Here is a 24688-nt window from a genome sequence, read left to right as displayed (position 1 = left end):
CGAGAGAGAGGCGTGGCAATCGCCAGCTTGGGCGCGAGCCAGCCGCACAGTTGGGTGCGAGCGCGCGTCGGCGCAGGCGCTGAGTAAGAGATCAGGAGTGACGCACTATATGCGAGGACAGGAAAACCTCGAACCTGCTGAGGAGGCTTACGTGACGAATGGAAATCCGGATCGGCTCCGTGAGTTTGCTTTCTTCCCGTTTCGTGTGAAATATGAGCGCGGCGCTGCGCCTCGTTACAGTCCGCTCTTGGCGTGGAACCAGACACTGAACGAGCTTGCCGCGCTTGCCGAGGACGAAGACTGGGGCGAGGCGACCCGGTCACTCGACCATCCGATCCTCAACAACTATGTCAACTACACGTACAAGCGCCTCGTCACCGAAGACAAGATTGATGTGAGCGCTGATGGGCAATACGCTGCATTTAATACTGGACTGCTGACTGCACTTTCAGAGGAGCTCTTTGCGCTTTTTGAGAGGAACCACTTCCGCAACGATGACGCGCAAGATTGGTTTTTCAAGGGATGGGTTACCGAGTCCAACAGAGATCTTCTGGCTAATTTTGACCCCTTGCCGCAGATGGCACAGTACGTGAGAACAGCTGGCGACCTCGTATACGACTGCAGCTGCGAACTCAAATTGGCTTACAGTCACATCTTGGGCGATAACATTGACCGCTTTCCACTGGATTTGCAGGCGAACCCGGTCCGCGCGCGACAGGCGCTTGATTCTGCGGTGAACTGGGCGCTGCGCAAGACTCGCCGCAACTATAAAGTGGTCGTGCCTCAGTGGTATCCGGCCGCGCCTGAAGATACGGCACAGTTCCTGATGCCGTTGGATCTTGACAGTGATGGTCGAGCAGATCTGGCGCTGGTAGTGTCCAAGGCTAATGAGCGCATATACCGCGGACACACCGTGTTGACATTGGAGATGGCGTACTCGAATGCCCGCCTCGTCGCTCGTCCTGACTCCGAGTGGCTTCTACCCAGCGCGGGAGAACCTGACGAGGTCGACTGAGGCGGTGGGGCAGCGCTGTTCAGTGGGGCTCAGCGGCGGTATTGGGGAGTGAGGATCTAGGGCACTTCGGAGAGTGAGATTTAGGTGACACTGGTGAGCAAGGATCTGGTGCGACCTCGCGAGTGAGGCGCTGTGCCATAGCTCCTCGGTGAGGGATCGCTGCTCACTCCATCGAGTCAACGTAAATCGAGACAGTCATGGTGTGAGACTGGTCGGGTTCGAGTTCGATCGCTTCGTCTGCAACGTTGCCGGACTCGACACAAACAAACTCTTGCCATGCGCGCGATTCAAGATCATCAAATTGGCCAACCGTGTCTGACCAGGGGTTCCACACGATCGTGTTGGCCGAGCCGGACTTTTCAATCGAGACGATCCGCCGGAAACGGGGATCGCGGATCTGCACGTTCGCATCAGAGTGATAGATCCGGTCCGTGTACCGTACGAACGTCACCTCACCAATTTGCTTGCGCGAGTGGTCGCGTGCAAGCGACTTGTCGTCGTAGAAAGCGCCGTCGAGGCCCTCAATCGTGACGTCTTTGATGTCGCCAACCGCCACATAGGTGTGGAAAGCTTCCTGAAAGGTAAACGGTCGAGTGTCTGTGTTCGTCACAGTCAACCTCATCATCAGGGAATCGGCTACGTCGATCGAAAGGTTCGCCTCGAAACTGAAAGGAAAATAGCCGTCGGCGCCTGGCTGGACTGGCTGGTCCGACTGGCTGGAATTCTGTGAAGGAGAATGAGCCAGGGCGAATTCGGCATACGTGGAGTCGCTTTCCCCGCGCGCAATGTCCTTGTCGGCAGGATCTGGGCTGATCTGAGTCCACATAGCGGTGCGCGCGAAACCGTGTTTGGGAGCTTCAGGATCACTCAGATGAGCTCCGAACCACGGCAAACATATTGGGACCCCTCCTCGTGGCGTACGGACACCATCGTGTGCTGCCAGCGGAGACATCCAGATCACGGGTGTATCAGAGTCAACCGTCCACTCGAGAACCTGAGCGCCGAACGGGGAGATCGACGCCCGCGAGGATGAACCTTCCAGGTTAAGGGGAGTGGGAAGTGCTGATGAATCCGTCATGGTTTAAGAGTAGAGCGAAACAGGCTTTCATGGGCGCATTCGCCATGCGGGCTGCACAAGAAGGAACAACATCATTCGGGCTGTGCGCCATTCGGTGGGGCATTGGCGAGGGAGGCTGATGCGCTGTTGCCTTCACCGTGAACTACAGGAGCCCGAAGCGGTGCGAGGGAGGGGGCGGAGTTGGTGAATCAGTAATTCTGGGGAGGTGCCGTGTGCGTGGATGAGCAGTATCCACAGGCATGTGGCTGGCTATGGTCTTATCCACACTACTTTCACCCGCGGAGGCCACGTCCACAACTCGGTGACGGCCACTGCCAGGTGGCCGCGTCGTACTGCACAGTGGCTGCCATGACCACTAGGAAAGGCATAAACAGCGAGCCAGAACTCCGTCGCAATGGCACAGTCACGATCCCCACGGAGTCGAAAGAGGCGCGTGGCGATACCCACGGCGAGAACCCGGGCTCATCTGCTACGAGGCCCATTCGCGAGGGGATCCGAACCTTGACGCACTGCGAGCGCTTTGCTGCCTCGCGTGGTTCACCGGTTTTGCGTTTCCGCTCGCGCACCCTCGAGCAGTGGCAGACAGACCTTAAAGAACTCGGCGGAGTGACGCAGCCTCCCTCGGTCATGTGTGCCGATCGTGAAATGGTTGGCTCGCGCGTCGTGACCTCGACATATGAACTGCGGCGGGCTGGAGTGGAAACCTCACAAATTGAGAGCGCGTGCCGCTCTGGACACATTGTTCACCTGGCGCGCGGATGGTATGTATCGCGCCGACTATTCGACGGCGAAATGATGCATGCGGTCGCGGCGATTTTGCCTGATGATGCTGTTTTTGCCGGTGAAACCGCCGCTTTAATGTATGGGGTTAGTGTGCGGGATAGCCATGAGGCTGATGACGCCTTTCGGATCTGTGTGCTTCGCCCGGCCGGCACTCGCGCAGTACGTCGACCTGGTGTTGCATGCAGAGTTATGGAAGTTGATGAAAGCGAAATCGTGAGCATGGAGGGCATGCGCGTCACGAGCGCTTTGCGCACAGTGTGCGATGTTGCGATGGGAGCGACGATTGACCTCGCGACAGCGTGGATTGAAGGCTTTTTGCGCCAGGGACTCGTAACAGTGGACGAGCTGGTAGAGGCCGCGCAGGCGAGGTCCGGCAGGCGAGGTGTACGGATTTTACGTGCTGCGATTAACAATGCCGACATCAGATCCGAATCAGTTCAGGAAACTGCCCTTCGTCTGCGTTTACGTGAAGCAGGCCTTCCCCGTCCAATTCTTCAAATCCCTGTGCGTGTCAGCGCCACACAGCAAGGCCGAATCGCGAAAAGTAGGAGCATGAGTGAGGCGCGGGACTCGGTGACGGACAGCGAAGAGTCCCTCGTTTGCCCGCAGAACAGCACCAACTTGTGTGGAGGGCATGCCAGCGGTAAAGGCTCGTTCCGAATCGATCTGGGATGGTGCCTGCCTGCACAAGATGGTGGGCGCTCGAAGCTGCAAATATGCAGCCTCGGACGGTCGAGGGCGGACTCGACAGGGGTGCGGAGCGCGGGCGCGCACCATGTGCCCGGAGGGGCTACTGGTGAGATCTCAAGCGGGTTAAAAAACGCAGCGGTGAAGATAGGTGTCGAATATTTTGGCGAGGAGTTCCATCCGGAAACTGGTCCACAGGCCGAACATGACCGCTGGCGGATCCAGGTTCTTGAAGAGGCTGGGTGGACTATCCTCGTGGTTCGTCGTAAAGATCTTCGCGGCGAGACGCCGTATCTCGAAAGAAGGATTGCCCAGCTGTTAGGCCATTCGGCTTCCATTCCCATGCGGCGCTCGTGGAAGAAGGCGCTTTTTGATCGGCGTCGAAATGCGTGGACGCGGGACGAGTCGGTGAGCCATAGCTGGCAAGTGGCGGCGGTGTGCTGACCCTAGACCGAGCGGCGGCCGAAACGTCGCGATGCTGACCAAGCCGCTTCGACCTTAGGGGATGAGAACAAGTACACGATGAGACGTCGTGGTCGATAAGAGCCGCAGTTCCAGGATGAAACGGAACACATTGCGTGTCGTAAAGTGTTCGATTTCGCATGCTCGTCTCTATCGGAGACGCCGATGAGTGATTAATCTGGTATTTCGTGTGCACAGCTGCGTGAAGAGGAATCGACCCCTACACTCAACTGGCAACCCCAGACGTTTATTGCCGAGTGGTCGCTTGCACGGGTCCACTCGGCGCATTTTCTTCGATCGTCGCCATAAAGGAGGCAGGCAATGCCTGTGCGTCAGGACATTCGTAACGTCGCTATCGTCGCCCACGTGGATCATGGGAAGACCACGCTTGTCGACGCAATGCTCTGGCAATCAGGAGCCTTCTCCGAACATGATTCGGTGGAAAAGACCGGCGAACGCGTCATGGACTCGGGTGATCTTGAGCGTGAAAAAGGCATCACGATCCTCGCCAAGAACACCGCTGTGCACTACCGCGGGCCCGCTGCGCAAAAACTCGGTCTGACCGAAGGCGTGACCATCAACGTCATCGACACCCCAGGTCACGCCGACTTTGGCGGCGAGGTTGAACGCGGGCTGTCCATGGTCGACGGCGTCGTCCTCCTCGTCGATGCCTCTGAAGGTCCGCTGCCGCAAACACGCTTCGTCCTGCGCAAAGCCCTCGAAGCTCAACTGCGGGTCGTCATTGTTGTCAACAAAGTGGACCGCCCCGATTCGCGCATTGAAGAGGTCGTCTCGGAAACCACTGACCTTCTGTTGTCCTTGGCTGAAGACCTCATGAACGAAGGCGTGGAAGCGGATGTTGATGCATTGCTGGACGTGCCCGTGATTTACGCATCAGCTAAAGCAGGCGTCTCCTCATTGACGAATCCCGGCGACGGCAAGCTTCCGGAAGAAGACCTCGAGCCACTCTTTGAAACCATCTTGCAACGTATTCCCGGTCCCAGTTACGACGAGGGGGCTCCTCTACAAGCCCATGTCACCAACCTCGATGCCTCTCCTTTCCTAGGGCGTCTGGCGTTGCTGCGCATGCACAACGGCACCCTGAAAAAGGGACAGAACGTCGGGCTCGCCCGTCATGACGGCACCATCAAGTCTGTTCGCGTCACGGAGCTACTACGCACAGAAGGTTTGGAGCGCGTACCTGCTGAAGAGGCTGGCCCCGGCGAGATCGTTGCAATTGCCGGCGTCGACGATATTACGATCGGTGAGTCGCTGGTCGACCTCGACGATCCTCGTCCACTTCCCTTGATCAAGGTGGATGACCCCGCGATTTCCATGACCGTGGGAATCAACACCTCGCCGCTGGCTGGGCGTGTCAAGGGTGCGAAAGTGACTGCTCGCCAGGTTAAGGACCGTCTCGATCGTGAACTGGTGGGTAACGTGTCGTTGCGGGTTTTGTCGACTTCTCGGCCCGACGCGTGGGAAGTTCAGGGACGAGGCGAGCTTGCGCTCGCAATCCTCGTCGAACAGATGAGGCGTGAAGGGTTTGAGCTTACTGTCGGTAAACCACAGGTTGTGACCAAGGAAATTGACGGTAAAGTTCACGAGCCGATGGAGCAGATGACCATCGACATTCCTGAGGAGTATCTGGGCGCGGTGACCCAGCTGATGGCTCAGCGTAAAGGCCGCATGAACTCGATGGCTAATCACGGGAGTGGTTGGATCCGCCTCCAGTTCACGATCCCTGCCCGCGGGCTGATTGGCTTCCGTGCGCGTTTCTTGACTGAAACTCGTGGAACGGGAATCGCCTCGTCAATTTCGGAGGGATACGCTCCGTGGCAGGGGACGATTGAGCAGCGGCTGACCGGCTCCTTGGTTGCTGACCGTGCAGGGCAGGCAACGCCTTACGCGATGACCAACCTGCAGGAGCGCGCATCGTTCATTATTGAGCCGGGGTCAGAGGTTTATGAAGGTCAGGTTGTAGGGGAGAATCCCCGTAACGAGGATATGGACGTCAATATCACGCGTGAGAAGAAGCAGACGAATACGCGTTCGGCCACCGCTGATGTGTATGAAACGTTGACTCCGTCGCGAAAACTGACGCTGGAAGAGTCGCTGGAGTTCGCGTCTAATGATGAATGTGTTGAGGTCACGCCTGAGGCGATTCGTATTCGTAAGGTCGTGTTGGATTCGCAGGAGCGTTTTAAGATCGCAGCGCGTCAACGTCGTAAAGATAAGTAGTCTAGGTTTTTTCGCCGAGTAGACGCGTGCAAGCGACCACTCGACGAAATTTCAGGGATGGTTGCCTTTTCGTGCCCTGCTACCAGCGCGCAGGAGGGACGACTTTTCCGGTCACCATCGTGTCCGCTTCGACACGAACGATTCCCCGCCGCGCCTCGATAGTAACGTGGTCGGGCGCAACTTCCAGTAAAGTCCCCAGAGCATCGCGAAAGCCTTCGCCTTCGCGATACCTCACCACGACCCGAGTGCCAACTGCCCATCTCATCCAAGGAAGCTCAGGCGGTTGTTTAGGAAAGCCGTGTTGAGCCCTATTGGCAGGTTGTGACGTGTTTTCTGAGAACATGAGCTTTCTTTGATTGATTGGGCGCCACTGCGACTAAGTGGCGTCTTTACAGGAGAAATCGCTGAGAGTCCACGCGCAAATGGTGGTCGCAGCCTGAATGCTGTCGCATATGAGTGATAATAGTGGCACTAATATAGTCAACGCGTCGAGCTGTGCGATGAGCCGGCAGTCCCGTGGGATATGTGATGGCCTCGAGTGCACGTCGCGTTGAGAAGAGGGAGGGATCTCATGACGTATGTCATCGCGCAACCTTGCGTGGACGTCAAAGACCGTGCTTGCGTGGATGAATGCCCTGTGGACTGCATTTACGAGGGGAAACGATCGCTGTACATTCATCCCGATGAATGTGTTGATTGCGGGGCATGCGAACCTGTGTGCCCGACCGAGGCCATTTTTTACGAGGATGACCTTCCCGAAGAATGGTCGGATTATTACCGCGCGAATGTCGACTTCTTCAAAGATCTCGGCTCGCCAGGCGGCGCGCAGCGTGTCGGAGCACAAGAATTCGACGATGAGATGATTCAGGGTCTTCCGCCTCAAAACGAGGAGTACCTGTCCCAAAACTGAGGCAGTCCCATCAGTGCATCGCTGTGATGACTATATTGGCGAGTGGTCGCGTGCAAGCGACCACTCGCCACTTATTTGCTGGAGACTTGTATGAATGCTCTGCTCCGTCCCTTGAATTTGCCTGACTTTCCCTGGGACAGTCTGGAACCGGCGCGCGCACGCGCCGCGGAGCATCCCGGTGGAGTGTGTGACCTTTCGATCGGCACACCGGTCGACCCCACACCCACGATCATCCAGGACGCCCTCGCCAATTCCACTAATGCTGCTGGATATCCTCGGGTTGAAGGCACGCTGGAACTCCAGGAGGCAATGGCTCTGTGGGCATCGAAGCGAGGTATGGTTCCTCTCCAATCTCCACGGGAGGCAACTGCACAATCGGCGGCCGTCATTCCGACGATCGGGTCGAAGGAAGCGGTCGCATGGCTGCCGTTCGAACTGGGGTTGACTAGCGATGACACCATCCTTGTGCCGGAAGTTTCCTACCCTACATATGACATCAGCGCCCGCCTCATCCGTGCGCGATGCATCCGCGTGGATCCAGAGCGCGTCGACACGTGGCCTGACGCATCCCTCGTCTGGGTGAACTCGCCGTCGAACCCCACTGGGCACGTCCTCACTCGCGAGAAGTCGCATGCAAGCGTCCAATGGGCGAGAGAGAAGGGCGCGATAGTGGTCTCGGATGAGTGCTACGCCGCCTTGCCTTGGCAGGCTCCTTTTACTTCCGAGGGTGTCCCATCCTTGCTTGATCGCGACATTTGCGACGGTGACCCAACCGGAATCATAGTCCTGTACTCCCTGTCGAAACAGTCCAATTTGGCTGGCTACAGAGCCGCACTGATGGCGGGGGATCGCGACCTGATCTCTCGAGTTCTCACCGTGCGACGCCATACGGGAATGATCCTCCCCGCGCCCATACAGCACGCGATGGCTGTCGCGCTCACGGACACCGACCACGTTGAGCACCAGCACGCCCTGTATGGAGCTCGCCGCACCATTTTGAAGCGTGCCCTTGAGGACGCGGGGCTGTGCGTCGACCCGCACTCGGCAGCAGGTCTCTACTTATGGGTGAGCGATCCGAGTGGACGCATGAACGGCTGGGACCTTGTCGATTGGTTTGCCGAGCGTGGAATGATCGTGGCACCAGGCGACTTCTACGGAGAACGCTCAACCAACTTCGTACGAGTCTCCCTGACCGCAACCGACGAATGCATCCAATCTGCGGCCCGCCGCCTCATTCCTGACGGGTTTGCGAGCGCGAATAGTCGCTAAGATCCAATGCGACGAGGATGGGGCTGCGCTACTGGATGTGAGATCCCTGCGCGAGCTGACCTCGGGGGTATTAAAGTAGGACTATAAGCCCATGCGTCGATGTAGTCGCGCCTGTTTGAGGAGGTAGTACATACCGATGAGCACTGAAGCTTCCGATCAGTCAACGAAAGCAGCCCCGTCCTCGTCAAAGCCACATGACGCCGAAGCTAAACCGGACGGCTGCCTGACTATTGGTGACAAGACGCTGCCGCTTGAACGCGTCCATGCGACCGCCGGCTCTGATGGCGTACGCATCACGAAAATGCTTTCAGACACTGACGTTGTGACGTTGGACCCCGGCTTCGTCAACACCGGATCGTGCGAGTCTGCCATCACGTTTATTGACGGCGCGAAAGGAATCCTGCGTTATCGTGGATACCCCATTGAACAGCTCGCGAAGCATTCCTCCTTCCTCGAGGTTGCCTACCTGCTGATTTATGGTGAACTTCCCGACGCGCAGACACTTGAGCTGTTCATCCGTCGTATCCAGCGTCACCGCCTGCTTCACGAGAATTTCAAGGCGTTCTTTACAGCATTCCCGCACCGCGGGCACCCGATGGCGATCCTCCAGGCAGGTGTCGCCGGTTTCGCCACCTATTACGAGGACACGCTGGATCCGCGCGACCCCGAGCAACTCAACGTGGCGCTCGTATTGCTGCTGGCGAAGCTTCCCACCATGATCAGCTACATCGCGAAGCGAGCCGCCGGCCTGCCACTGCTGTACCCAGATGCTCAACGTTCCTACACCGAGGATTTCATCCGTATGACGTTCGGCATGCCGTACCAGTCCTATGACATTGATCCGGCGCTGGTGCATGCTCTCGACACATTGTTCATTTTGCACGCCGATCATGAGCAGAACTGCTCGGCGTCCACCGTCCGCCTCGTCGGCTCCTCGCAAGCCAACCTGTATGCATCAGTGGCAGCGGGAATTGGCGCGCTGGCAGGTCCGCTTCACGGCGGTGCCAACGAAGCCGTGCTGAAGATGCTCAACCAGATCATCGAATCGGGCGAATCAGTTCAGTCCTACGTTGAGAAGGTTAAAAACAAGGAAGAGGGCGTGCGCTTGATGGGCTTCGGCCATCGTGTGTACAAGAATTACGATCCGAGGGCGGCCATCGTAAAAGAAACGGCTCACGATGTGCTGTCTCGTCTGGGCAAACGCGATGAGATGCTGGATGTCGCGATGGAGCTCGAGGATATTGCCTTGAATGACGATTACTTCAAGGAACGCAAGTTGTACCCCAATGTTGACTTCTACACTGGCCTGATTTACTCGGCGATGGGCTTCCCAACCAAGATGTTCACACCGCTGTTCGCACTGGGGCGTCTTCCCGGCTGGATTGCGCAGTACAAGGAGATGACGGAGGACCCGGCAACGAAGATCGGTCGGCCCCGTCAGGTCTACATTGGTGAGGTTGAACGCGACTACGTGCCGTTACGCCAGCGTAGCTAGTCCGCGCAGTTTTTGTTTTTTCGCGAGTGGTCGCTTGCACGCGACCACTCGCGAGATCTTGTTGAGGGCTGGGGGACTTCTCCTTCCGCGTTTCGGTCTGTGTGGCCTAGTTGCGGGCGACTGGACGCGAGGACTGTGGATAAAACTGTGGACTGTGTGGAACCAGTCGGCGCAGTCCCGGAAATCGTTGGAAAGACGCCAATTTGACAATTAAGTTTGGGTGCGCTACAGGGTGTGACCTTACTGAAAAGGTGCAGTAATCCACAGAAAATATGAGAAAAATGACGAAATTGTGGATAGCGTGAGCCACCCTCGTGCAGTATCAACCACGGGCATAAGCAGCGCCCAGCACCCCTGCAATAGCCAGGCACCTAGAAGCTGGCTGGCCCACTAGGAAATGACTGATCTCGGAGGTCCTATTTGCTGGGAGCGAGGAACATGACGTTACCCCGCTATCTCCACGTGACGCTCAAATGCGATGCGGCTTCCGGCTTATTAGCACCCGGACGTGCCGCCACGCGTCGCTGCACCCAGCATCACGATCACGTCACGAGGAGGCTGACCTCCATTCAAAGACCTAACGGTGGGGGAGAGCTCAAGTATGCGGCTCGGCTAGTCGTCCTCGTGGTTTTCACGATGATGCTGCTGCGGGTCATTCCACTCGATTGAGCGGCCTCCGCGCGCGTGGGCTTCAACTCTGCCGGACACGGAGCGCTTGAAGAGAACATTCGAGGCTCCGGCAAGTTCACGAGCCTCCACTGTTCGCGGTTCTGCGAAAAGACCGTTCGCGCCCGGAATGACGCCGCCTCCAGGCATGAGCGCCACCTGGGTATCGGCTGTCAGGAACAGTCCGGCTTCGATCACGCAGTCATCACCCAGCGGAATGCCCAAGCCGGAGTTTGCGCCCAGCAGACAGCGTTTGCCCAGGCGGACCTGGTCGTCGCCGCTACCGCTCAGAGCGCCAATGGTCGAAGCTCCGCCGCCTACGTCGGATCCATCACCGATGACAACGCCGCGCGAGATACGGCCTTCGATCAGGCTGCGGCCCAGCGTGCCCGCATTGAAGTTCACGAACGCGGCATGCATGACTGTTGTGCCCTTCGACAGGTAGGCACCCAGGCGAACTTTCGCACCGTCAGCGATCCTGACTCCATCTGGCACGACGTAGTTCACCATCGGGGGGAACTTATCCACGCCGGTTACGGTGACAGGACGGCCGAGGTGTTGGCGCAGGCGAAGGCGAGTTCCTTCGAAGTCATCGATCGGACACGGGCCTGCCGACGTCCACACAACTGAAGGGAGGCGCGAGAAAATGCCGTCGAGGTTGATCGTGTTGGGCTTGACGAGCCGGTGGGACAAAAGATGCAGGCGAAGGTAGGCATCGGCGGTGGATTGAGGGCGATCCTCTAGGTCGGCGGTGCATGTGACAACCTGTGTGTGCACTCCGCGAGCCTCATCGCGTCGTTCCAGTTCGGAGAGCATATCGAAGAGCTCGGCGTCTGGGGCCGAGTTAGAACGTTCGCCCAAATGGGGGTGCGGGTACCACACGTCCAGTGTGTGACCATCGTCGGCAACTGTTGCCAGCCCAATTCCCCATGCGTTCATATTGTGGGTCTCAGTTGTGTCCTCAGTCATGGTCTCAGTTTACGGTGCTTGGCATTTCCCGGAAGGACTTTGGCGAGGGGGAGGGCTGCAGGCGGCTCGCAGGTGGGTGCGATAGTCGACGAGGCATGTGCCGAGTGGTCGCTTGCAAGCGACCACTCGGCACACAAGAGGATTGAAACGCGATCAGGTTTTCCCATATTGTGAGATCGTCGAATGGTTTGAATGGGTGTCAGTGCCCGTTGGGCCTGTTGTGCTGATCCCATAAGTCGGGCCAGAATACGTCCAGCTCAGCCAGCATCGACCGAAGGAGCGGCAACGAGATACCAACAACGGAGTGGGGATCCCCCTCGACGCCCCGGACGAATGCCCCTCCAAGACCATCGATCGTGAATGAGCCCGCCACCTCAAGCGGCTCACCCGAGTCAACGTACGCTTTGATTTCTTCGTCGGTCATTGAGCCGAAATATACGGTTGTGGAAGCTGAACGCCCGGCCGTTCGCGCAACTTGATAGGCCACGTCCGTCGACTTGGGCGTGTTAGCGGCGGGTTCGGGGGCACGGGACGGCTTCACGCCAGCAAGGGGAGAGGCACTCTCTTCGTCAATCGAATTGTGGCTTTGCGCTGTCAGGAGGGCGACGCAGTGCCCTGTCCACAACGTGCCGCTGCGTCCTTGCATCGACCTGATGCGTTCGATGGCAGTCAGGCGGTTATGCGGCTTTCCATACATGACGCCATCCAGTTCGAACATGGAGTCGCAGCCCACGACGATAAGGTCTTCGTGTGTGCGATCTTCGGCACGAACCTCGTCGACGGCCGTATTGTCGAGGGAAACGCAGGCCAGCCTGTCTGCCACCGCGAGGCATTTTGCCTGAGCCAAAGCGAGAACTTGGTCGGCAGGCGATGGGTCTTCGTGTGCAGGGTCACTTGACGAAGAGAAGGCTTCTTTGAGCCGTCGGAGAACTTCGTTCTCATCAACATCTGACACCATGACAATCGGTGTGATTCCTGCTGATAGGAGCGTCGCGCGGCGCGCCGGCGAACGGGAAGCCAAAACTAGATGCATACCGCCTAGTGTGTCACTTCGACGAGTGGTCGCGTGCACGCGACCACTCGCGGATAACGGGGAACGTGACGATCGACACATAAGGCGCTATGCTATGGAAGGTTGCATTCATGCAGGTGGCATGCCAATCGCGGAAAATTTCCGCGTTGGGGCGATACGAACGCTACTTTCACAAGTGTGTCAGGCGAAGAGATAACGCTACGGCTTACGCTGCGCGATGCAGAATACTGATGCAGAAGGATGCGAGTACGGAAGGGAGGAATGATGCGTGACTGGACAGTGCGAAGCTGACATTAGCGACATGAACAATGATCAGCGAGACGGTCACAGTGATGCTTCGTCGAGCAGAACTTCTGAGCACCCGCCCTCACGTCCGGCCAGTTCAGTTGTGCCCTCAGAAGACGATCAACCGTCCGCGCAGCCGGGCTCGCCATCTTCTATGCATCACGAGCAGTCGCTTGCACGCGACCACTCGGCGCAAGCGGGGGAAGAACGGGGAAGCGTGCAGGCGGGAGTGAGCCGCGGGGCGGGAGCCACGATACGCGAGTACGAGGAACAATTGCTAGGCGAAATCCCGCATCTGACCGTTGAAGACCTTGCCAACGCGGTTGGCGGAACCGTTGACGACGTGAATGATTTCTGGACGACGATGGGCTTCCCGGACGCCGACCCCGAATCGCCGCTCTTCACCCACCGTGACCAGGAAATTTACGCCAAGTGGACTCAGCTCGTCGCCGATGGAAGTGTCGACCGATCCACCGCACAGTCTTTGCTCCGAGCCCACTCCCACATCACCGACCGCCTGGCGTTGTGGCAGGTGGAAGCGTTCGTGGAAGATTCTGTCCGCCGCCTGAGGCTTGATGATACAGCGGCCCGCCTCGTCACACTCGACCAGATGCGCCAGTACGTCGACCTGCTGGGCGAGACCCTCGTCTACTCCTGGCAGCGACAGCTGCACTCGCTCCTGGATCGCGTCGACCATGAAGTCTCGCAGCGCGGGCACGAATCAGCCAAGCGTCGATTCCCGCTGAACCGATCCCTCGGTTTTGTCGACATGGTCTCATACACGGCCTCCTCGACCATCCTGGGCGGCAAGCTAGTTGGCCTGATCCAACGTTTTGAGGACGCGAGCCGAATCGCTGTGACTCAAGCAGGCGGCAGAGTCGTCAAGATGATTGGTGACGCCGTGTTCTTCATTGCTGACGATTTGCCCACCGGACTGAATGTGGTGACCTCCTTGATTGAGCGCCTTAACGCCGATGATGACATTTTGCCGGTTCGCGCTTCCTTCGTACGGGGTGACGTGTTCTCCCGTTCAGGTGATGTATTTGGACCGCCGGTGAACCTCGCGTCTCGTCTGGTGGATATCGCGCCGGTTGGGCGAATCCTGACTGACCCGACTACCGCCGCGGCAGTTTCCGCGGGTAAAGGCGGCAAAGGCTATGCGATCGAAACCTTCCCCAGCACAGAACTTCGCGGCTTCGGCCTCGTCTCTCCATACCTGCTCTCGCGTCAATACGAATAACGGTGGTGGACGAGGGGAGAGCGCCGCGTCAGTTACAGCGTCTGTTTTAAGCTGCGCGCATAAAATTCCATCTCGTTGCCTTCGCCTCCGGCCTGCTCAAAACACCTGCCACGTGAGACAACGGTGTGACCTCGCTCGCTCAAAGGCCGCGTTCTCCTCGTTAAAGAACGGTGCAAATTGAGATGAAAAAGGTCAAGTAATGTGAAAGAGCGCTCCTAGGATGTACCATTAAGCCGTGACTACAGTACTGCTCGTCGAAGACGATCCCGCGATTTCCGAGCCTCTGGCTCGCGCCCTTGGGCGTGAAGGCTACGAGGTCCGAGCTCATGGCACTGGTAAAGGCGCTCTCAATGAGATTGATGGCGCCGATCTAGTTGTCCTCGATTTGGGCTTGCCTGACATTGACGGCCTTGAGGTTGCGCGTGAAATCCGCTCGCAAGGCCGCACCACACCTATCCTGATTCTGACCGCTCGCACTGACGAGGTAGACATGGTCGTAGGCCTGGATGCCGGTGCCGATGACTATGTGACCAAGCCGTTCCGCCTGGCTGAGCTCCTGGCTCGTGTGCGCGCTTTGTTGCGCCGCTCGGTCGGTGACGTGTCAGAGGATGAGATCAGCGCTCAGGACGTGACAATCGATGTCTCTGCACACAGGGCGTTCGTCGGATCGCGTGAACTGCATCTGACTGCCAAAGAATTCGAGCTGCTGCGAGTGCTGGTACGTGAAGCCGGCAACGTGGTCGAGCGTGAAGCGCTGATGCGTGAAGTGTGGGGGTCTGACCCATCAGGGTCGACCAAGACGCTGGATATGCACGTGTCGTGGCTGCGCCGCAAGCTCGGAGACGATGCCGGGTCGCCGCGCTATATCACAACCGTGCGTGGAATGGGTTTCCGTTTCGAAAAGAACGGTCACTAGGCCGCTCCTGCTCGAAGCCTTGCTGCGCTCCCCTTGCTGCGCTGAGTTTGGAATTGGCGTGGCCTACTGGTGGATGCTCATCCTAGCAGTGAGCCAACGCTGACGCCTGTTAGTCCCTGCCGGCGCATGCACGTGCTCGCAGTCAGCCAGTGTCGACACGTTGCGGTGCAACCGGTCAGCGCTTGCACAAAACGATGGGCTGACGCCAAGATTGGAGGGAACGATGAGACGCCGAGCAGCAAAAATGATCCTGGCTGCCGTAGCAGTCGTTGTCCTGCTGATGGGTATTCCGGGTGCGACGATCGGCTCCATCATGGCGTGGCAAAGTGAGCAAAATGCTCTGGACGCGCGCGTCGAATCCCTCATGCGGGCATCTGACCGCCGCATTTCGGAGGGCACGCAGATTTCTGAGCATCTGGTTGAAGCCTGGGCGAAACCGCTGGTCGTGGAAGAGGCTGATGCGTGGACACGTGTGAAGGCGCGCGGGCAGGAGGAAATCGTGGTGGGTGAGACCATCTCGGGCCCTAAACTCAGGTCGTCGGAATCATCTTCGCTGGGGACGATCGTGACGATGGAAACTTCCGCGATGCCCGCGATACGTCGCGTTATCGGTGTGATTGTCCTGTTCATCGGTGGTGCAGCACTATCGATGCTAGTTGGCTGGGCTTTGGCGAAGCGGCTGTCACGCCGACTGTCCGCTCCGCTGATTTATCTGGCTGCTCAGGCCGAGCAAATTGGCGCCGGTATGGTGCGTGCGCGAGTGAAGCCATCCGGCATTGAGGAAATTGACTTGGTCCAGGATGAACTGGCCAGAACAGCAGAGCGCATGGCGGGGCGCTTGGCGGCAGAACGCCGTTTTTCCGCTGATGCTTCTCACCAGCTGCGCACGCCTCTGACGGCTCTGTCGATGCGGCTCGAGGAGATCGAGATGATCGCTGAGCAAGACGAAGTGCGTGAAGAAGCATCCAGCTGTCTTGAACAGGTCGAGCGCTTGACGACCGTGGTGACGGACCTGCTCGACACGTCCAAACGCACCAGCGGGCACACGGAGGCTATCCATGTGGTGGAAATATTCAACACGGCTCGCGAAGAGTGGGAGAGTGCTTTCACGCAGGCCGGTCGGACTTTGACTTTCACCGATGAATCGGGTGCTTCGGTGCTGGCCGATGCAGCGAAGCTCGGGCAGGTGCTGGCAACACTGATCGAAAACTCCTTGCGTTACGGTGCCGGCGAAACGCGAGTGGTTTCCCGCAAGTCACCCACGAAGCGCGGTGTGATGATCGATGTGAGTGACGAGGGCGAGGGTGTCTCTGAGGAACTGGCTCCCGAGATTTTTGACTACGGCGTATCCGGTCACGGGTCCAGTGGAATTGGGCTGGGATTAGCGCACGACCTGACCGAAGCGATGGGCGGGCGACTGGAACTGACGCAGGCAGCGCCACCGGTATTCACCGTGTCACTCGCGGCCATTCCCGCGTCGATTGACCCCGACCGAGTCATGCCGCAGGGACCCCTGGTATCAATGGGAAGGCGCTCGCGGCGCTTCTGATTTTTATTGTGTGTGCCGAGTGGTCGCGTGCAAGCGACCACTCGGCACACACAACCCTAGTGCGCTGGGATGTGACGAAGCCGCGGGTGAGCGGTAGATTCTATGTGTGAGCTCATCAAATACTGCGCAGTCACCAGTCGAAGAATCCGCAAACACGGCAGCAGCCGTCGACAACCTCGAAGCGCCAAATGGTCACGTGGCGTCTCATACCACCGGGGCACCTAGCGGTGCGCCAGCGCCTTCTGCACCTCGCCCTGTCATCGCTGTGATTGGTGGTGGTCAGCTGGCGCGCATGATGCAGGAAAGTGCCATTGCACTGGGAATCGACCTACATGCGCTGGTTGAAGCTGAGGATGGTGCAACGGGCTCAGTTGTTGTGCATTCAGTGGTGGGGGACCCCTCGGACATCGATGCTGTGCGCACGATCATCAGCGGCGCGGATGTGCTGACGTTCGAGCATGAACACGTTCCGCAGGACATCCTCAGGCAAGTAGGATCCGACATTGCAATCAATCCACCTGCATCGGCTTTGCTGTACGCGCAGGACAAGCTCGCTATGCGTGAACGCCTCACTGACGCCGGGATTCCGTGCCCCCGTTGGGCGAAGGTCACCACACCCGAGGAACTGGCAGCATTTGGCGACGCGGTTGGATGGCCGGTCATCGTGAAGACACCGGTTGGCGGCTATGATGGTCATGGCGTGCGGGTTGTCGGCGATGCTCATGGTGTTGACGATTGGTTCGACCGTGGAGCGCCGCTCCTTGCTGAAGAAAAGGTGTCATTCACGGTGGAGCTGGCCGCCCTCGTCGCCCGAAATCCATCCGGTCAGGTGCGCTCATGGCCAGTTGCTCAGACGATCCAACACAACGGAGTCTGCTCCATTGTGCGGGTGCCTGCACCAGGTATTTCTGCCGAGCTTGCCCGGCAGGCGGAAGATCTTGGGGAGCGTATTGCAGTTGAGCTGGGAGTCACCGGTGTTTTGGCTGTCGAACTCTTTGTTGCTGATGGGGTTGACGGTGCGCGCGTGTTGGTGAACGAGCTTGCCATGCGACCGCACAATTCGGGTCACTGGACGATCGACGGGTCTGTGACCAGTCAGTTTGAACAGCATCTTCGCGCTGTGCTCGACCTGCCGTTGGGGAGCACGCGAATGACGGCGCCTGCCACGGTCATGGTGAACCTACTGGGGTCGAATCGACACGATCCCAGCGAGGGCCTGTCTCAGGCTTTGGCATCGAGTCCGGAAGCAAAGATCCATCTGTACGGCAAGTCGGTGCGACCCGGCCGGAAGCTCGGACATGTCAACGTATCTGCGACTACGGTGGAAGAAGCTCAGGCCGCAGCTCAGGCGGCGGTCGATGCGCTGTTCGGCGAGCCGGAGGAGGAGGACGGCTAGGCCCGTCACACTGGTCGGCATTGACGAGGGCGACGCTCTGCGGCGTGGCACGTTGAGATTAAGACAGGGGTCTGCCTGATGATGAGGTGGCGGCGCGCTGTGAGTGCGCAAAGCACCAATGAACAACACGAGAGGACACGGAGCACCATGAACCTACAACCATCAGAGGAATCCACGAGTGGTCGCATGCAAGCGACCACTCGGCGCGGCGAGGGTGGCGACGCGTTTCCTATCGTGACCCCAACCGGTCAGAATCCACTGGTCGGGGTGGTCATGGGGTCGGATTCAGATTGGCCGACGATGAAACCTGCCGTTGATGCCCTTGCAGAGTTTGGCATCGCCTGTGAGGTCGGTGTCGTTTCTGCGCACCGCATGCCTGAAGACATGGTGAATTACGGCAGGTCAGCGTCCGAACGAGGTCTGCGTGTCGTCATCGCAGGTGCCGGTGGTGCAGCGCATCTGCCTGGCATGCTCGCAGCGCTCACCGAACTGCCCGTCATCGGTGTTCCGGTACCACTGAAACACTTGGATGGTGTGGACTCCATGCTGTCGATTGTGCAGATGCCTGCTGGCGTCCCGGTCGCCACGGTGTCAATCGGCGGTGCACGAAACGCTGGATTGTTGGCGGTACGTATCCTCAGCGTCGGTACCGACGAGGCTGCTGCCGATCTTCGCGCCCACATGCGAGCTTTCCAGCAGGATCTGCGCGCAGTTGCCATGAACAAAGGAACACGCCTGCGCGATGAACTGGGTGGCCAGAAGCACTAACACCTTTCACTACCGTTGTCGATCCACCAACCAGTACCTGCATCTATCTGGCCCAGCGTTCGGACCGATGCGCGCCGCCCTTCGAATCACACTGAGAGTTCGTCGGACGGTCACGCACCACGCGCGTGACCTGGCATGCATATCCGTAATACAGTAGTGGCATGAGTATTCTTGTATGTGGCGGCGCCGGCTACATCGGCGCACATGTAGTACGGCTTCTCCAGCAGCGCGGTGAACGCGTCATCGTCGTCGACGACTTGTCGTATGGAACGGCTGACCGTATCGGCGACGCGAAACTCATCAAAATCGATTGCGCATCCGATGAAGCTCGCGGCGTTCTGACCAACGCCATGGTCGATGAGGACGTGGACGCAGTAATCCACTTCGCCGCCCGCAAGCAGGTTGGCGAATCGGTGGAGCGCCCCGCCTGGTACTACCAACAGAACATCGGTGGCCTGGCCAACATGCTTCTGGCGATGCAGGATGCAGGCGTCACCCGCATGATCTTTTCCTCCTCTGCCGCGGTGTATGGCATGCCGCCCGTCGAGGTTGTCCCCGAAAACATCGACAAGAAACCAATCAACCCATACGGCGAGACCAAGCTCATCGCCGAGTGGATGATGGCGGACTGTGAACGCGCATGGGACCTGAACTGGATCGGCCTGCGCTACTTCAACGTGGCGGGTGCGGGGTGGAACGACCTGGAAGACCCCGCGACCCTCAACCTGATTCCAATGGTGCTGGATCGCATTTCCAAGGGCGAGTCCGCCAAGATCTTCGGCACAGATTACCCCACGCCGGATGGCACCTGCATCCGCGACTACATCCACGTGCGCGACCTGGCTCAGGCACACATCGCTGCACTTGATGCTCTTGAAGATGGAAAGCCGGAACATCGCGTGTTCAACGTTGGCACTGGGAAAGGCACATCCGTTCGCGAGATCATAGACGGTTTGCGCGAAGTGTCGGGCTGGGATTTCCCGGTCGAGGAGCTGGATCGCCGCGCCGGCGACCCGCCTCAGCTCATCGGCGATTCGTCCCGTATCCGCAAGGACCTGAACTGGACGCCCGAACTGGATGTCCATGACATCCTCAGCTCCGCCTGGGAAGCGTGGCAGGCCGGCCCTCGTCACTTTGAGGTTCCCGCCAGCAAGTAGGAGCCGGCGGACCTTACAGGCTCACGGGTCGCCCTCGTCATTGGTGTTTTCGACAGTGACGAGGGCGGCTTTGTCATGTCGCCGCCAAGGATAGGGGAGCGTGCGCACGCGGTGGCGCTCGTTTAGTCTGCAGGTGGCGCGCACCATTGAGTGTCGGCCGACTACAAGGTGGACCGCACTAGCGACCTACCCGTCAAGCTGGTTGAGGTCCTCTGGCGTGATCTGGCCGCGTGCGACTTTGGCGAAGAACTCGGGCGCAGTTGTATCGCGCAGCAAAACGGCTGAGCCAGATCCGATTTCAAAGCCCATGGATTCGATGGGCGGTGCACCCATGAGTTGGGCGTCACTGGCTGACTTGAATGCCCACACCAATCGGGCAAGGTCGGTTGAATATGCGGACTTGTCGGCGGTGAGTGAACTCGCTCCGGCGCGTTCAACTCTCAGGGTGGCTATCGGGTTGAGCAGGACACTGGGGGACAGGGCCGTCCCGATGGTCTTGGTGATGACCTGGCGTTGGCGCTCGGCTCTGCCGATGTCACCGAGCGGATCTGAATAACGCATGCGTGAAAATGCCAACGCGGTGCGACCATCGGCGTCGTGGCATCCGGCCTGCCAGTTCAGCTCGGACAGCTCGTCATTCACGTCCATGTCGAGGCACAAATTGATGCCCCCCAGCGCGTCAACGATTGTTCCCACGCCGCCCATTCCGATTTCGACGTAGTGATCCACGGTGAGTCCGGTAAGCGATTCGACCGTTGCGACCAGCTGGTTGGGACCTCCCAGGGAGTAGGCTGCGTTGAGCTTGATGTCGCCGTAGTCCGGATCCGACACGTACGTGTCGCGAGGCAGTGAAATTGCGGTGGCCTGACTGTTGGGCGCGACGTTGATCAGCAGAATCGAGTCGGCTCGAGCGCCCTCGGTACCGTCAGCGACGGCTCCATCGGCCCGGGAATCTGAACCGACGAGCAGGTATGTGGTGCCAGGAGTGTCCGCGTTCGTGGTGAGTGCGTCAACTCGCCCGAGGTGCTGGTTCGCATCCCAGACGAGGAATGCCGGCCATCCGATGATGAGCACCAGAATGATGACGAGGACGAGTGGCCAGCGCCTGTGACGCCGGCGTCGCGGGCGTGCGCGGTCGCGCGCGGATGAGCTGGAGGGCTCTGAGGAGCCATATGGGCCGGACGAGCCGTACTGTTGCGCTGGATGCGAACGCTCAGGAATCGTCCATTGGCGTGGCGGATGAAAAGCCTGCTGGCGCGGCGTCGCGGGCGTCCCGTCATCGTTGGTGCCAGAGAGCGCAGCGCGTTGAGATTGAAGCTGACGCACCTGGTCGGCCGGCAGGAACGAGGGTGGCTGTTGCCGCTGATTGCGCGGCGTGGTGTGTGATGGCATGCGCCTGGTTGGCTCGGCCGGCTGATTGCGAGCGGAGGATTGCTGTGAGGAATGGGTGCCGGAGCTGTGTGAGGACGCACGGCCCAGGTGGACAGGGCCGCCACGATCTGCACGCGAATGTGAATCAGCGTGGGTAGCGCTGCTTCCTCCGGACTGTTGGACGCGAGAAGAGTTGGATGATGGGTCAGGAGTACCACGGCGAGCATACGGATCACGGAAGGAACGGCGCTGAGGTGTGGCCGCGGGGTTCGGATCTGCGGGAGCATCGGATGTTGTGCGCAGGTGGCTCGCTGCACTGCGGCCTGGCGAGCGCTGCGCATCTGGCATGCGGCGATGCTCGGAGATTTTGTGCGCATCATTGGCACGAGGGCGAGACCGACCCGGGTCAGGTGCAAATGACGGGGGATGGTCTGTCACGTCGAATATTCCTTACTCGTTGAGTTCTTCGGCAGTGCGTCGCATGCAATCGAGAATGCACAGCATCATAGAAGCGAGAGACTTCGCGGCACGCCAATGGGTACCGGTGTCTAATTTACGTTGTATTGGGCTCAAGGTGCTCGTATGCCTGATCGGTGTCTCAAATCCTGTCGCTCAGTGTGGCGCCGAGTGGTCGCTTGCACGCGACCACTCGGCACAACAAAAAAGACGAGGACGCGTGCGAAACGTATCGGCTCGACGTTTAGTGGCCGGTCGGAGGACAACTTGGGGTGCTCTCAGCTGACTCATCTGAGAGATCCTCTGACAGCAGGTCAGGGCCCGGTGCCTCGTTGGTTGCATTACCGCCGTCAATCTCGGTGTTATCAGAGTCGTCGAATGCCCCGGAGCTGTCATCACTGGATTGCCCATCGCCCTCAGGGTAGGGGACTGTGCGCATCACGCCGTTGCCATCGCGGTACTCGCTGCCAGGTGGGTACGGTTCATCGTTGGCAAGAGCATTCCACACCTCAGTGGCGTCGGGCTCAACTGCGACGACCCTGTTGGGGTCGTAGTCATCTGGCGTGTTCGGCATCATGAGAAATTGGATGTTTTCACGGCTGATACTTGCCAGTGACATGAGCAGTCCCGCGTCATCAGTGATGTCGGCGAATTCACTGGACATCTTGAGCGCCGCCAGAGTCTGCTTGAGGAACGACAGCAATGCCGGCATGTCGGTGATGAAGTTCTTGGACAGTAGTGTGTTGAATATGACACCCACGAGTGCTTGCTGGCGGCCGATGCGCTCAAGGTCGGACCCGTCGGAATCTTCCACTCCGTAGCGTACGCGGGCGTAGTCGAGGGCACGACGCCCGTCGAGATGCTGGCATCCTGGATCAAAGTAGATGTTCGAGTCGTCGTTTTCAATGGTTGACGGCACGTCAAACCAGACTCCGCCGAGCGCGTCCACCATATGCGCAAAACCAGCGAAATCGACGACGACGAACCCGTCCAGCTCAAGTCCTGTCAATAACTCGACAGTCGCTTTCGTGCATGCGATCCCGCCGGCGATGTCATCTTTGCCTGCTCCGTCAGCAAAGGCAGAGTTGAACTGGCCATAGTGTTCGTAGGTCTCGTAGCCTTCGGCTGACTGGCATGAGGGGATCGTCGTCATCAGGTCACGCGGAATCGACACCACCTGTACCCTCGAGCGATCCTGCGAGATGTGCACGATCATCGTGGTATCGGAGCGAATGGTGTCGATCTTGTCGGGATCGCCATACGCGTAGTCTGCGTTGAGACGCGAATCAATGCCGGAAACCAGAATGTTCAGTGCTTTGCCGGCGAAAGGGTCCCCTGGTGGTTTCTCTTCGTCGGTCGTGCCACCCTTGTCGAAATCGCTGATATCGATGATGTTTTCGGAGAGTTGGTCACGAAAATCTTTAATCACAAAGAAGCCTGTACAGCCTGCTAACAATACAAGCGAGACCAGCACGCCGAGGACAGCGCGAATCGCGCTGAAGTATCGAAATTCAGTGGCGCTATGTTGCATTGCGCGAAACGCAAGAAATCGTTTGGCTGTACTCATTGAGTGTGATTGTACCGGAAAATCGTTATCCAAACGTTATTGAGACTGTAAGGTTTGTCGTGTCGTTCCCCATGCGTATACGGCCCCTGGCGTGCTAGCGTACGCAGCCCGAGGTCAAAGCGCCGTCGTTGCCCAGATTGACCGCCGATGCTACTTGTCGTCAGCGTCATTGTCGAGGGGGGCGCCGGCATCTTTCGTTTCATCGCCATCTGGCACAGGTTCCGTTGATTCCGTGGTATCGGCAGGGAAAACGCTGTCAGAGGTTGTCCCAGAATATGTATCGTCATCACGATAGTGAGGAAGCGGCGGGTGTGTTGACAGTGCGATAGCGCGAGCTAACTGAGTTAAGCGCTTTTCCGTATCGGCATCGCGCCGATACGTCGTGGCAACTTGCATGAAGAAAGCCAAAACCAACGCGTAGAGCAGGAGGTTGATGCCTCGCTCCACGCCCAGCCATGCGGCCAGACGGTTCAGCAGACCGGGAAAGAGCACCGCGAATGCTGCAAAGACGATCATCAGCAGCATGCCGAGGCGTTTGAGCGCCAGTTGGTTCGGATTGCGTATGGGACGCATGACGAACCATGCCAGCAGCAGCAGCCCCGCCAGCAGGAGTAGCTTGATAAGCCAGTAATTTGTCAACATGTCGCTCACCCCATCAGCAATTCGACGAGGATATTAATGGAGTTCAGCAGTGACTGTCCCTTGGAGCGCGAGTAGTCGGTGTAAATGATCGTGACCGGAAATTCCAGCCACTTCATCTTTGAACGCGCCAGTTGGGCAACGATTTGAGAAGCATGTGCCATACGGTTTTGTGTCAAATGCACGTGTTCGACAGCGTCGCGGCGCAGCATTCGCAGACCGTTGTGCGCATCGGTCAGTTTCATTCCGGTGCGCACGCGAGTCACCAGCGCTGCCGTTTTCAGCACCACACGCTTGAAACTGGAAATATCGACGTGACCTTCAAGGAAGCGGGAGCCGAAGATAATCGGCGTGTCGGTATCGATTGAGGTGCGGCGCATTGCCACTGCGTCTTCGACGCGGTGTTGCCCATCGGCATCAAAGGTGACGGCGTACGTGCCATTCGTACGGGTGAGGAAGTATTCGAATCCAGTTTGTAGCGCTGCGCCCTGACCGAGGTTAATGGGATGCGTCACCACGTGTGCCCCGGCTAGACGCGCCTGTCTGGCGGAATCATCTTTTGACCCGTCGTCCACGCACACAATGTTCGGGAACGTGCGCCGCGCCTGCTGGATCACCTGTCTGACAACTGTGGCCTCGTTATATAAAGGCACAATCAGCCACGTGTCCTCATATCGCTCCATGCTGGCATTATTCCACACCGGTGCGCACGCTCTGCCTGCGCATTGCCGAAGTG

Annotated in this window: 20 protein-coding genes; 12 read left to right on the top strand and 8 right to left on the bottom strand. The window is 58.6% G+C overall.

What is annotated here, in order from left to right:
* The first annotated feature begins 151 nt into the window (after window positions 1–151).
* The gene (locus BLT69_RS07280) at window positions 152–1015 is read left to right on the top strand and encodes a DUF3825 domain-containing protein (RefSeq protein ID WP_157886376.1); all 864 of its coding nucleotides are present in this window, start codon (window positions 152–154) and stop codon (window positions 1013–1015) included.
* Between the two features lie 163 nt (window positions 1016–1178).
* Here the strand turns inward: BLT69_RS07280 and BLT69_RS07275 are convergent, their stop codons facing one another.
* Window positions 1179–2093, bottom strand: a complete 915-nt coding sequence (locus BLT69_RS07275) for a D-hexose-6-phosphate mutarotase (protein WP_058237068.1) — start codon at window positions 2091–2093, stop codon at window positions 1179–1181.
* Window positions 2094–2441: 348 nt separating this feature from the next.
* On the opposite strand from BLT69_RS07275, the gene BLT69_RS07270 reads away from it, so the two are divergent.
* Window positions 2442–4007: a hypothetical protein gene (locus BLT69_RS07270; RefSeq protein ID WP_092648734.1), complete on the top strand. Its 1566-nt coding sequence runs from the start codon at window positions 2442–2444 to the stop codon at window positions 4005–4007.
* Between the two features lie 339 nt (window positions 4008–4346).
* Window positions 4347–6266 (top strand): translational GTPase TypA, encoded by a 1920-nt coding sequence (gene typA, locus BLT69_RS07265; RefSeq protein ID WP_070726284.1) that lies wholly within the window; start codon window positions 4347–4349, stop codon window positions 6264–6266.
* A 79-nt stretch (window positions 6267–6345) separates the two neighbouring features.
* Here the strand turns inward: typA and BLT69_RS11310 are convergent, their stop codons facing one another.
* On the bottom strand, window positions 6346–6531 hold the full coding sequence (locus tag BLT69_RS11310; RefSeq protein ID WP_058237840.1) for a putative acetyltransferase: 186 nt from the start codon (window positions 6529–6531) through the stop codon (window positions 6346–6348).
* Between the two features lie 306 nt (window positions 6532–6837).
* Between BLT69_RS11310 and fdxA the strand changes: the two genes are divergently transcribed.
* The 3 genes from fdxA (at window position 6838) to BLT69_RS07245 (ending at window position 9940) form a co-directional block, all read left to right on the top strand.
* Window positions 6838–7176, top strand: a complete 339-nt coding sequence (fdxA, locus tag BLT69_RS07255; RefSeq protein ID WP_070726287.1) for a ferredoxin — start codon at window positions 6838–6840, stop codon at window positions 7174–7176.
* Between the two features lie 90 nt (window positions 7177–7266).
* Window positions 7267–8445 carry a succinyldiaminopimelate transaminase gene (gene dapC, locus BLT69_RS07250; RefSeq protein ID WP_070726291.1) on the top strand — a complete coding sequence of 393 codons (1179 nt, stop codon included), beginning with the start codon at window positions 7267–7269 and terminating at the stop codon, window positions 8443–8445.
* A 136-nt stretch (window positions 8446–8581) separates the two neighbouring features.
* Entirely contained in the window at window positions 8582–9940 is a 1359-nt protein-coding gene (locus tag BLT69_RS07245) for a citrate synthase (protein ID WP_074026197.1), read from the top strand.
* 612 nt (window positions 9941–10552) lie between these two features.
* Here BLT69_RS07245 and dapD read toward each other — a convergent pair.
* A complete protein-coding gene (gene dapD, locus BLT69_RS07240) occupies window positions 10553–11575 on the bottom strand; it encodes a 2,3,4,5-tetrahydropyridine-2,6-dicarboxylate N-succinyltransferase (protein ID WP_257525482.1) in 1023 nt (340 codons plus the stop codon).
* A gap of 199 nt (window positions 11576–11774) precedes the next feature.
* The gene (locus BLT69_RS07235; protein WP_058237063.1) at window positions 11775–12608 is read right to left on the bottom strand and encodes a Maf family protein; all 834 of its coding nucleotides are present in this window, start codon (window positions 12606–12608) and stop codon (window positions 11775–11777) included.
* 268 nt (window positions 12609–12876) lie between these two features.
* On the opposite strand from BLT69_RS07235, the gene BLT69_RS07230 reads away from it, so the two are divergent.
* The 6 genes from BLT69_RS07230 to galE all read left to right on the top strand — a co-directional run bounded on the left by BLT69_RS07230 (window position 12877) and on the right by galE (window position 19919).
* Window positions 12877–14133, top strand: a complete 1257-nt coding sequence (locus BLT69_RS07230; RefSeq protein ID WP_092648733.1) for an adenylate/guanylate cyclase domain-containing protein — start codon at window positions 12877–12879, stop codon at window positions 14131–14133.
* Window positions 14134–14368: 235 nt separating this feature from the next.
* A complete protein-coding gene (locus tag BLT69_RS07225) occupies window positions 14369–15049 on the top strand; it encodes a response regulator transcription factor (protein WP_058237062.1) in 681 nt (226 codons plus the stop codon).
* A gap of 223 nt (window positions 15050–15272) precedes the next feature.
* Window positions 15273–16598 (top strand): HAMP domain-containing sensor histidine kinase, encoded by a 1326-nt coding sequence (locus BLT69_RS07220; RefSeq protein ID WP_058237061.1) that lies wholly within the window; start codon window positions 15273–15275, stop codon window positions 16596–16598.
* Window positions 16599–16794: 196 nt separating this feature from the next.
* The gene (locus tag BLT69_RS07215; protein ID WP_074026257.1) at window positions 16795–17994 is read left to right on the top strand and encodes a 5-(carboxyamino)imidazole ribonucleotide synthase; all 1200 of its coding nucleotides are present in this window, start codon (window positions 16795–16797) and stop codon (window positions 17992–17994) included.
* A 186-nt stretch (window positions 17995–18180) separates the two neighbouring features.
* Window positions 18181–18762 carry a 5-(carboxyamino)imidazole ribonucleotide mutase gene (gene purE / locus BLT69_RS07210; RefSeq protein WP_058237060.1) on the top strand — a complete coding sequence of 194 codons (582 nt, stop codon included), beginning with the start codon at window positions 18181–18183 and terminating at the stop codon, window positions 18760–18762.
* A gap of 161 nt (window positions 18763–18923) precedes the next feature.
* The gene (gene galE / locus BLT69_RS07205) at window positions 18924–19919 is read left to right on the top strand and encodes a UDP-glucose 4-epimerase GalE (protein ID WP_092648732.1); all 996 of its coding nucleotides are present in this window, start codon (window positions 18924–18926) and stop codon (window positions 19917–19919) included.
* Between the two features lie 186 nt (window positions 19920–20105).
* Here the strand turns inward: galE and BLT69_RS07200 are convergent, their stop codons facing one another.
* From BLT69_RS07200 to BLT69_RS07185, 4 genes are all read right to left on the bottom strand, one after another.
* Window positions 20106–21728 carry an LCP family protein gene (locus tag BLT69_RS07200; protein WP_257590289.1) on the bottom strand — a complete coding sequence of 541 codons (1623 nt, stop codon included), beginning with the start codon at window positions 21726–21728 and terminating at the stop codon, window positions 20106–20108.
* Window positions 21729–21990: 262 nt separating this feature from the next.
* Complete coding sequence (locus BLT69_RS07195; protein ID WP_157886375.1) at window positions 21991–23175, bottom strand: LCP family protein; 1185 nt, start codon at window positions 23173–23175, stop codon at window positions 21991–21993.
* A 288-nt stretch (window positions 23176–23463) separates the two neighbouring features.
* On the bottom strand, window positions 23464–23955 hold the full coding sequence (locus tag BLT69_RS07190; RefSeq protein WP_070726307.1) for a DUF2304 domain-containing protein: 492 nt from the start codon (window positions 23953–23955) through the stop codon (window positions 23464–23466).
* Between the two features lie 5 nt (window positions 23956–23960).
* Window positions 23961–24635, bottom strand: a complete 675-nt coding sequence (locus tag BLT69_RS07185) for a glycosyltransferase family 2 protein (protein WP_092648730.1) — start codon at window positions 24633–24635, stop codon at window positions 23961–23963.
* Between the last annotated feature and the right edge of the window lie 53 nt (window positions 24636–24688).

Origin of the sequence: Schaalia radingae (genome assembly GCF_900106055.1) — a bacterium.
Classification (GTDB): Bacteria; Actinomycetota; Actinomycetes; order Actinomycetales; family Actinomycetaceae; genus Pauljensenia; species Pauljensenia radingae_A.
The sequence above is the reverse complement of the archived record's forward strand: the minus strand, read 5'-3'. Positions and strand labels throughout refer to the sequence as shown.

Bases quoted from the DNA above. Each gene is read 5' to 3' on its own strand.
- typA (WP_070726284.1), top strand. From the start codon at position 4,347: ATGCCTGTGCGTCAGGACATTCGTAACGTCGCTATCGTCGCCCACGTG.
- BLT69_RS07275 (WP_058237068.1), bottom strand. From the start codon at position 2,093: ATGACGGATTCATCAGCACTTCCCACTCCCCTTAACCTGGAAGGTTCA.
- fdxA (WP_070726287.1), top strand. From the start codon at position 6,838: ATGACGTATGTCATCGCGCAACCTTGCGTGGACGTCAAAGACCGTGCT.
- BLT69_RS07270 (WP_092648734.1), top strand. From the start codon at position 2,442: ATGACCACTAGGAAAGGCATAAACAGCGAGCCAGAACTCCGTCGCAAT.
- purE (WP_058237060.1), top strand. From the start codon at position 18,181: ATGCAAGCGACCACTCGGCGCGGCGAGGGTGGCGACGCGTTTCCTATC.
- BLT69_RS07220 (WP_058237061.1), top strand. From the start codon at position 15,273: ATGAGACGCCGAGCAGCAAAAATGATCCTGGCTGCCGTAGCAGTCGTT.
- galE (WP_092648732.1), top strand. From the start codon at position 18,924: ATGAGTATTCTTGTATGTGGCGGCGCCGGCTACATCGGCGCACATGTA.
- BLT69_RS07185 (WP_092648730.1), bottom strand. From the start codon at position 24,635: ATGGAGCGATATGAGGACACGTGGCTGATTGTGCCTTTATATAACGAG.
- dapD (WP_257525482.1), bottom strand. From the start codon at position 11,575: ATGACTGAGGACACAACTGAGACCCACAATATGAACGCATGGGGAATT.
- BLT69_RS07245 (WP_074026197.1), top strand. From the start codon at position 8,582: ATGAGCACTGAAGCTTCCGATCAGTCAACGAAAGCAGCCCCGTCCTCG.
- BLT69_RS11310 (WP_058237840.1), bottom strand. From the start codon at position 6,531: ATGAGATGGGCAGTTGGCACTCGGGTCGTGGTGAGGTATCGCGAAGGC.
- BLT69_RS07190 (WP_070726307.1), bottom strand. From the start codon at position 23,955: ATGTTGACAAATTACTGGCTTATCAAGCTACTCCTGCTGGCGGGGCTG.
- BLT69_RS07235 (WP_058237063.1), bottom strand. From the start codon at position 12,608: ATGCATCTAGTTTTGGCTTCCCGTTCGCCGGCGCGCCGCGCGACGCTC.
- dapC (WP_070726291.1), top strand. From the start codon at position 7,267: ATGAATGCTCTGCTCCGTCCCTTGAATTTGCCTGACTTTCCCTGGGAC.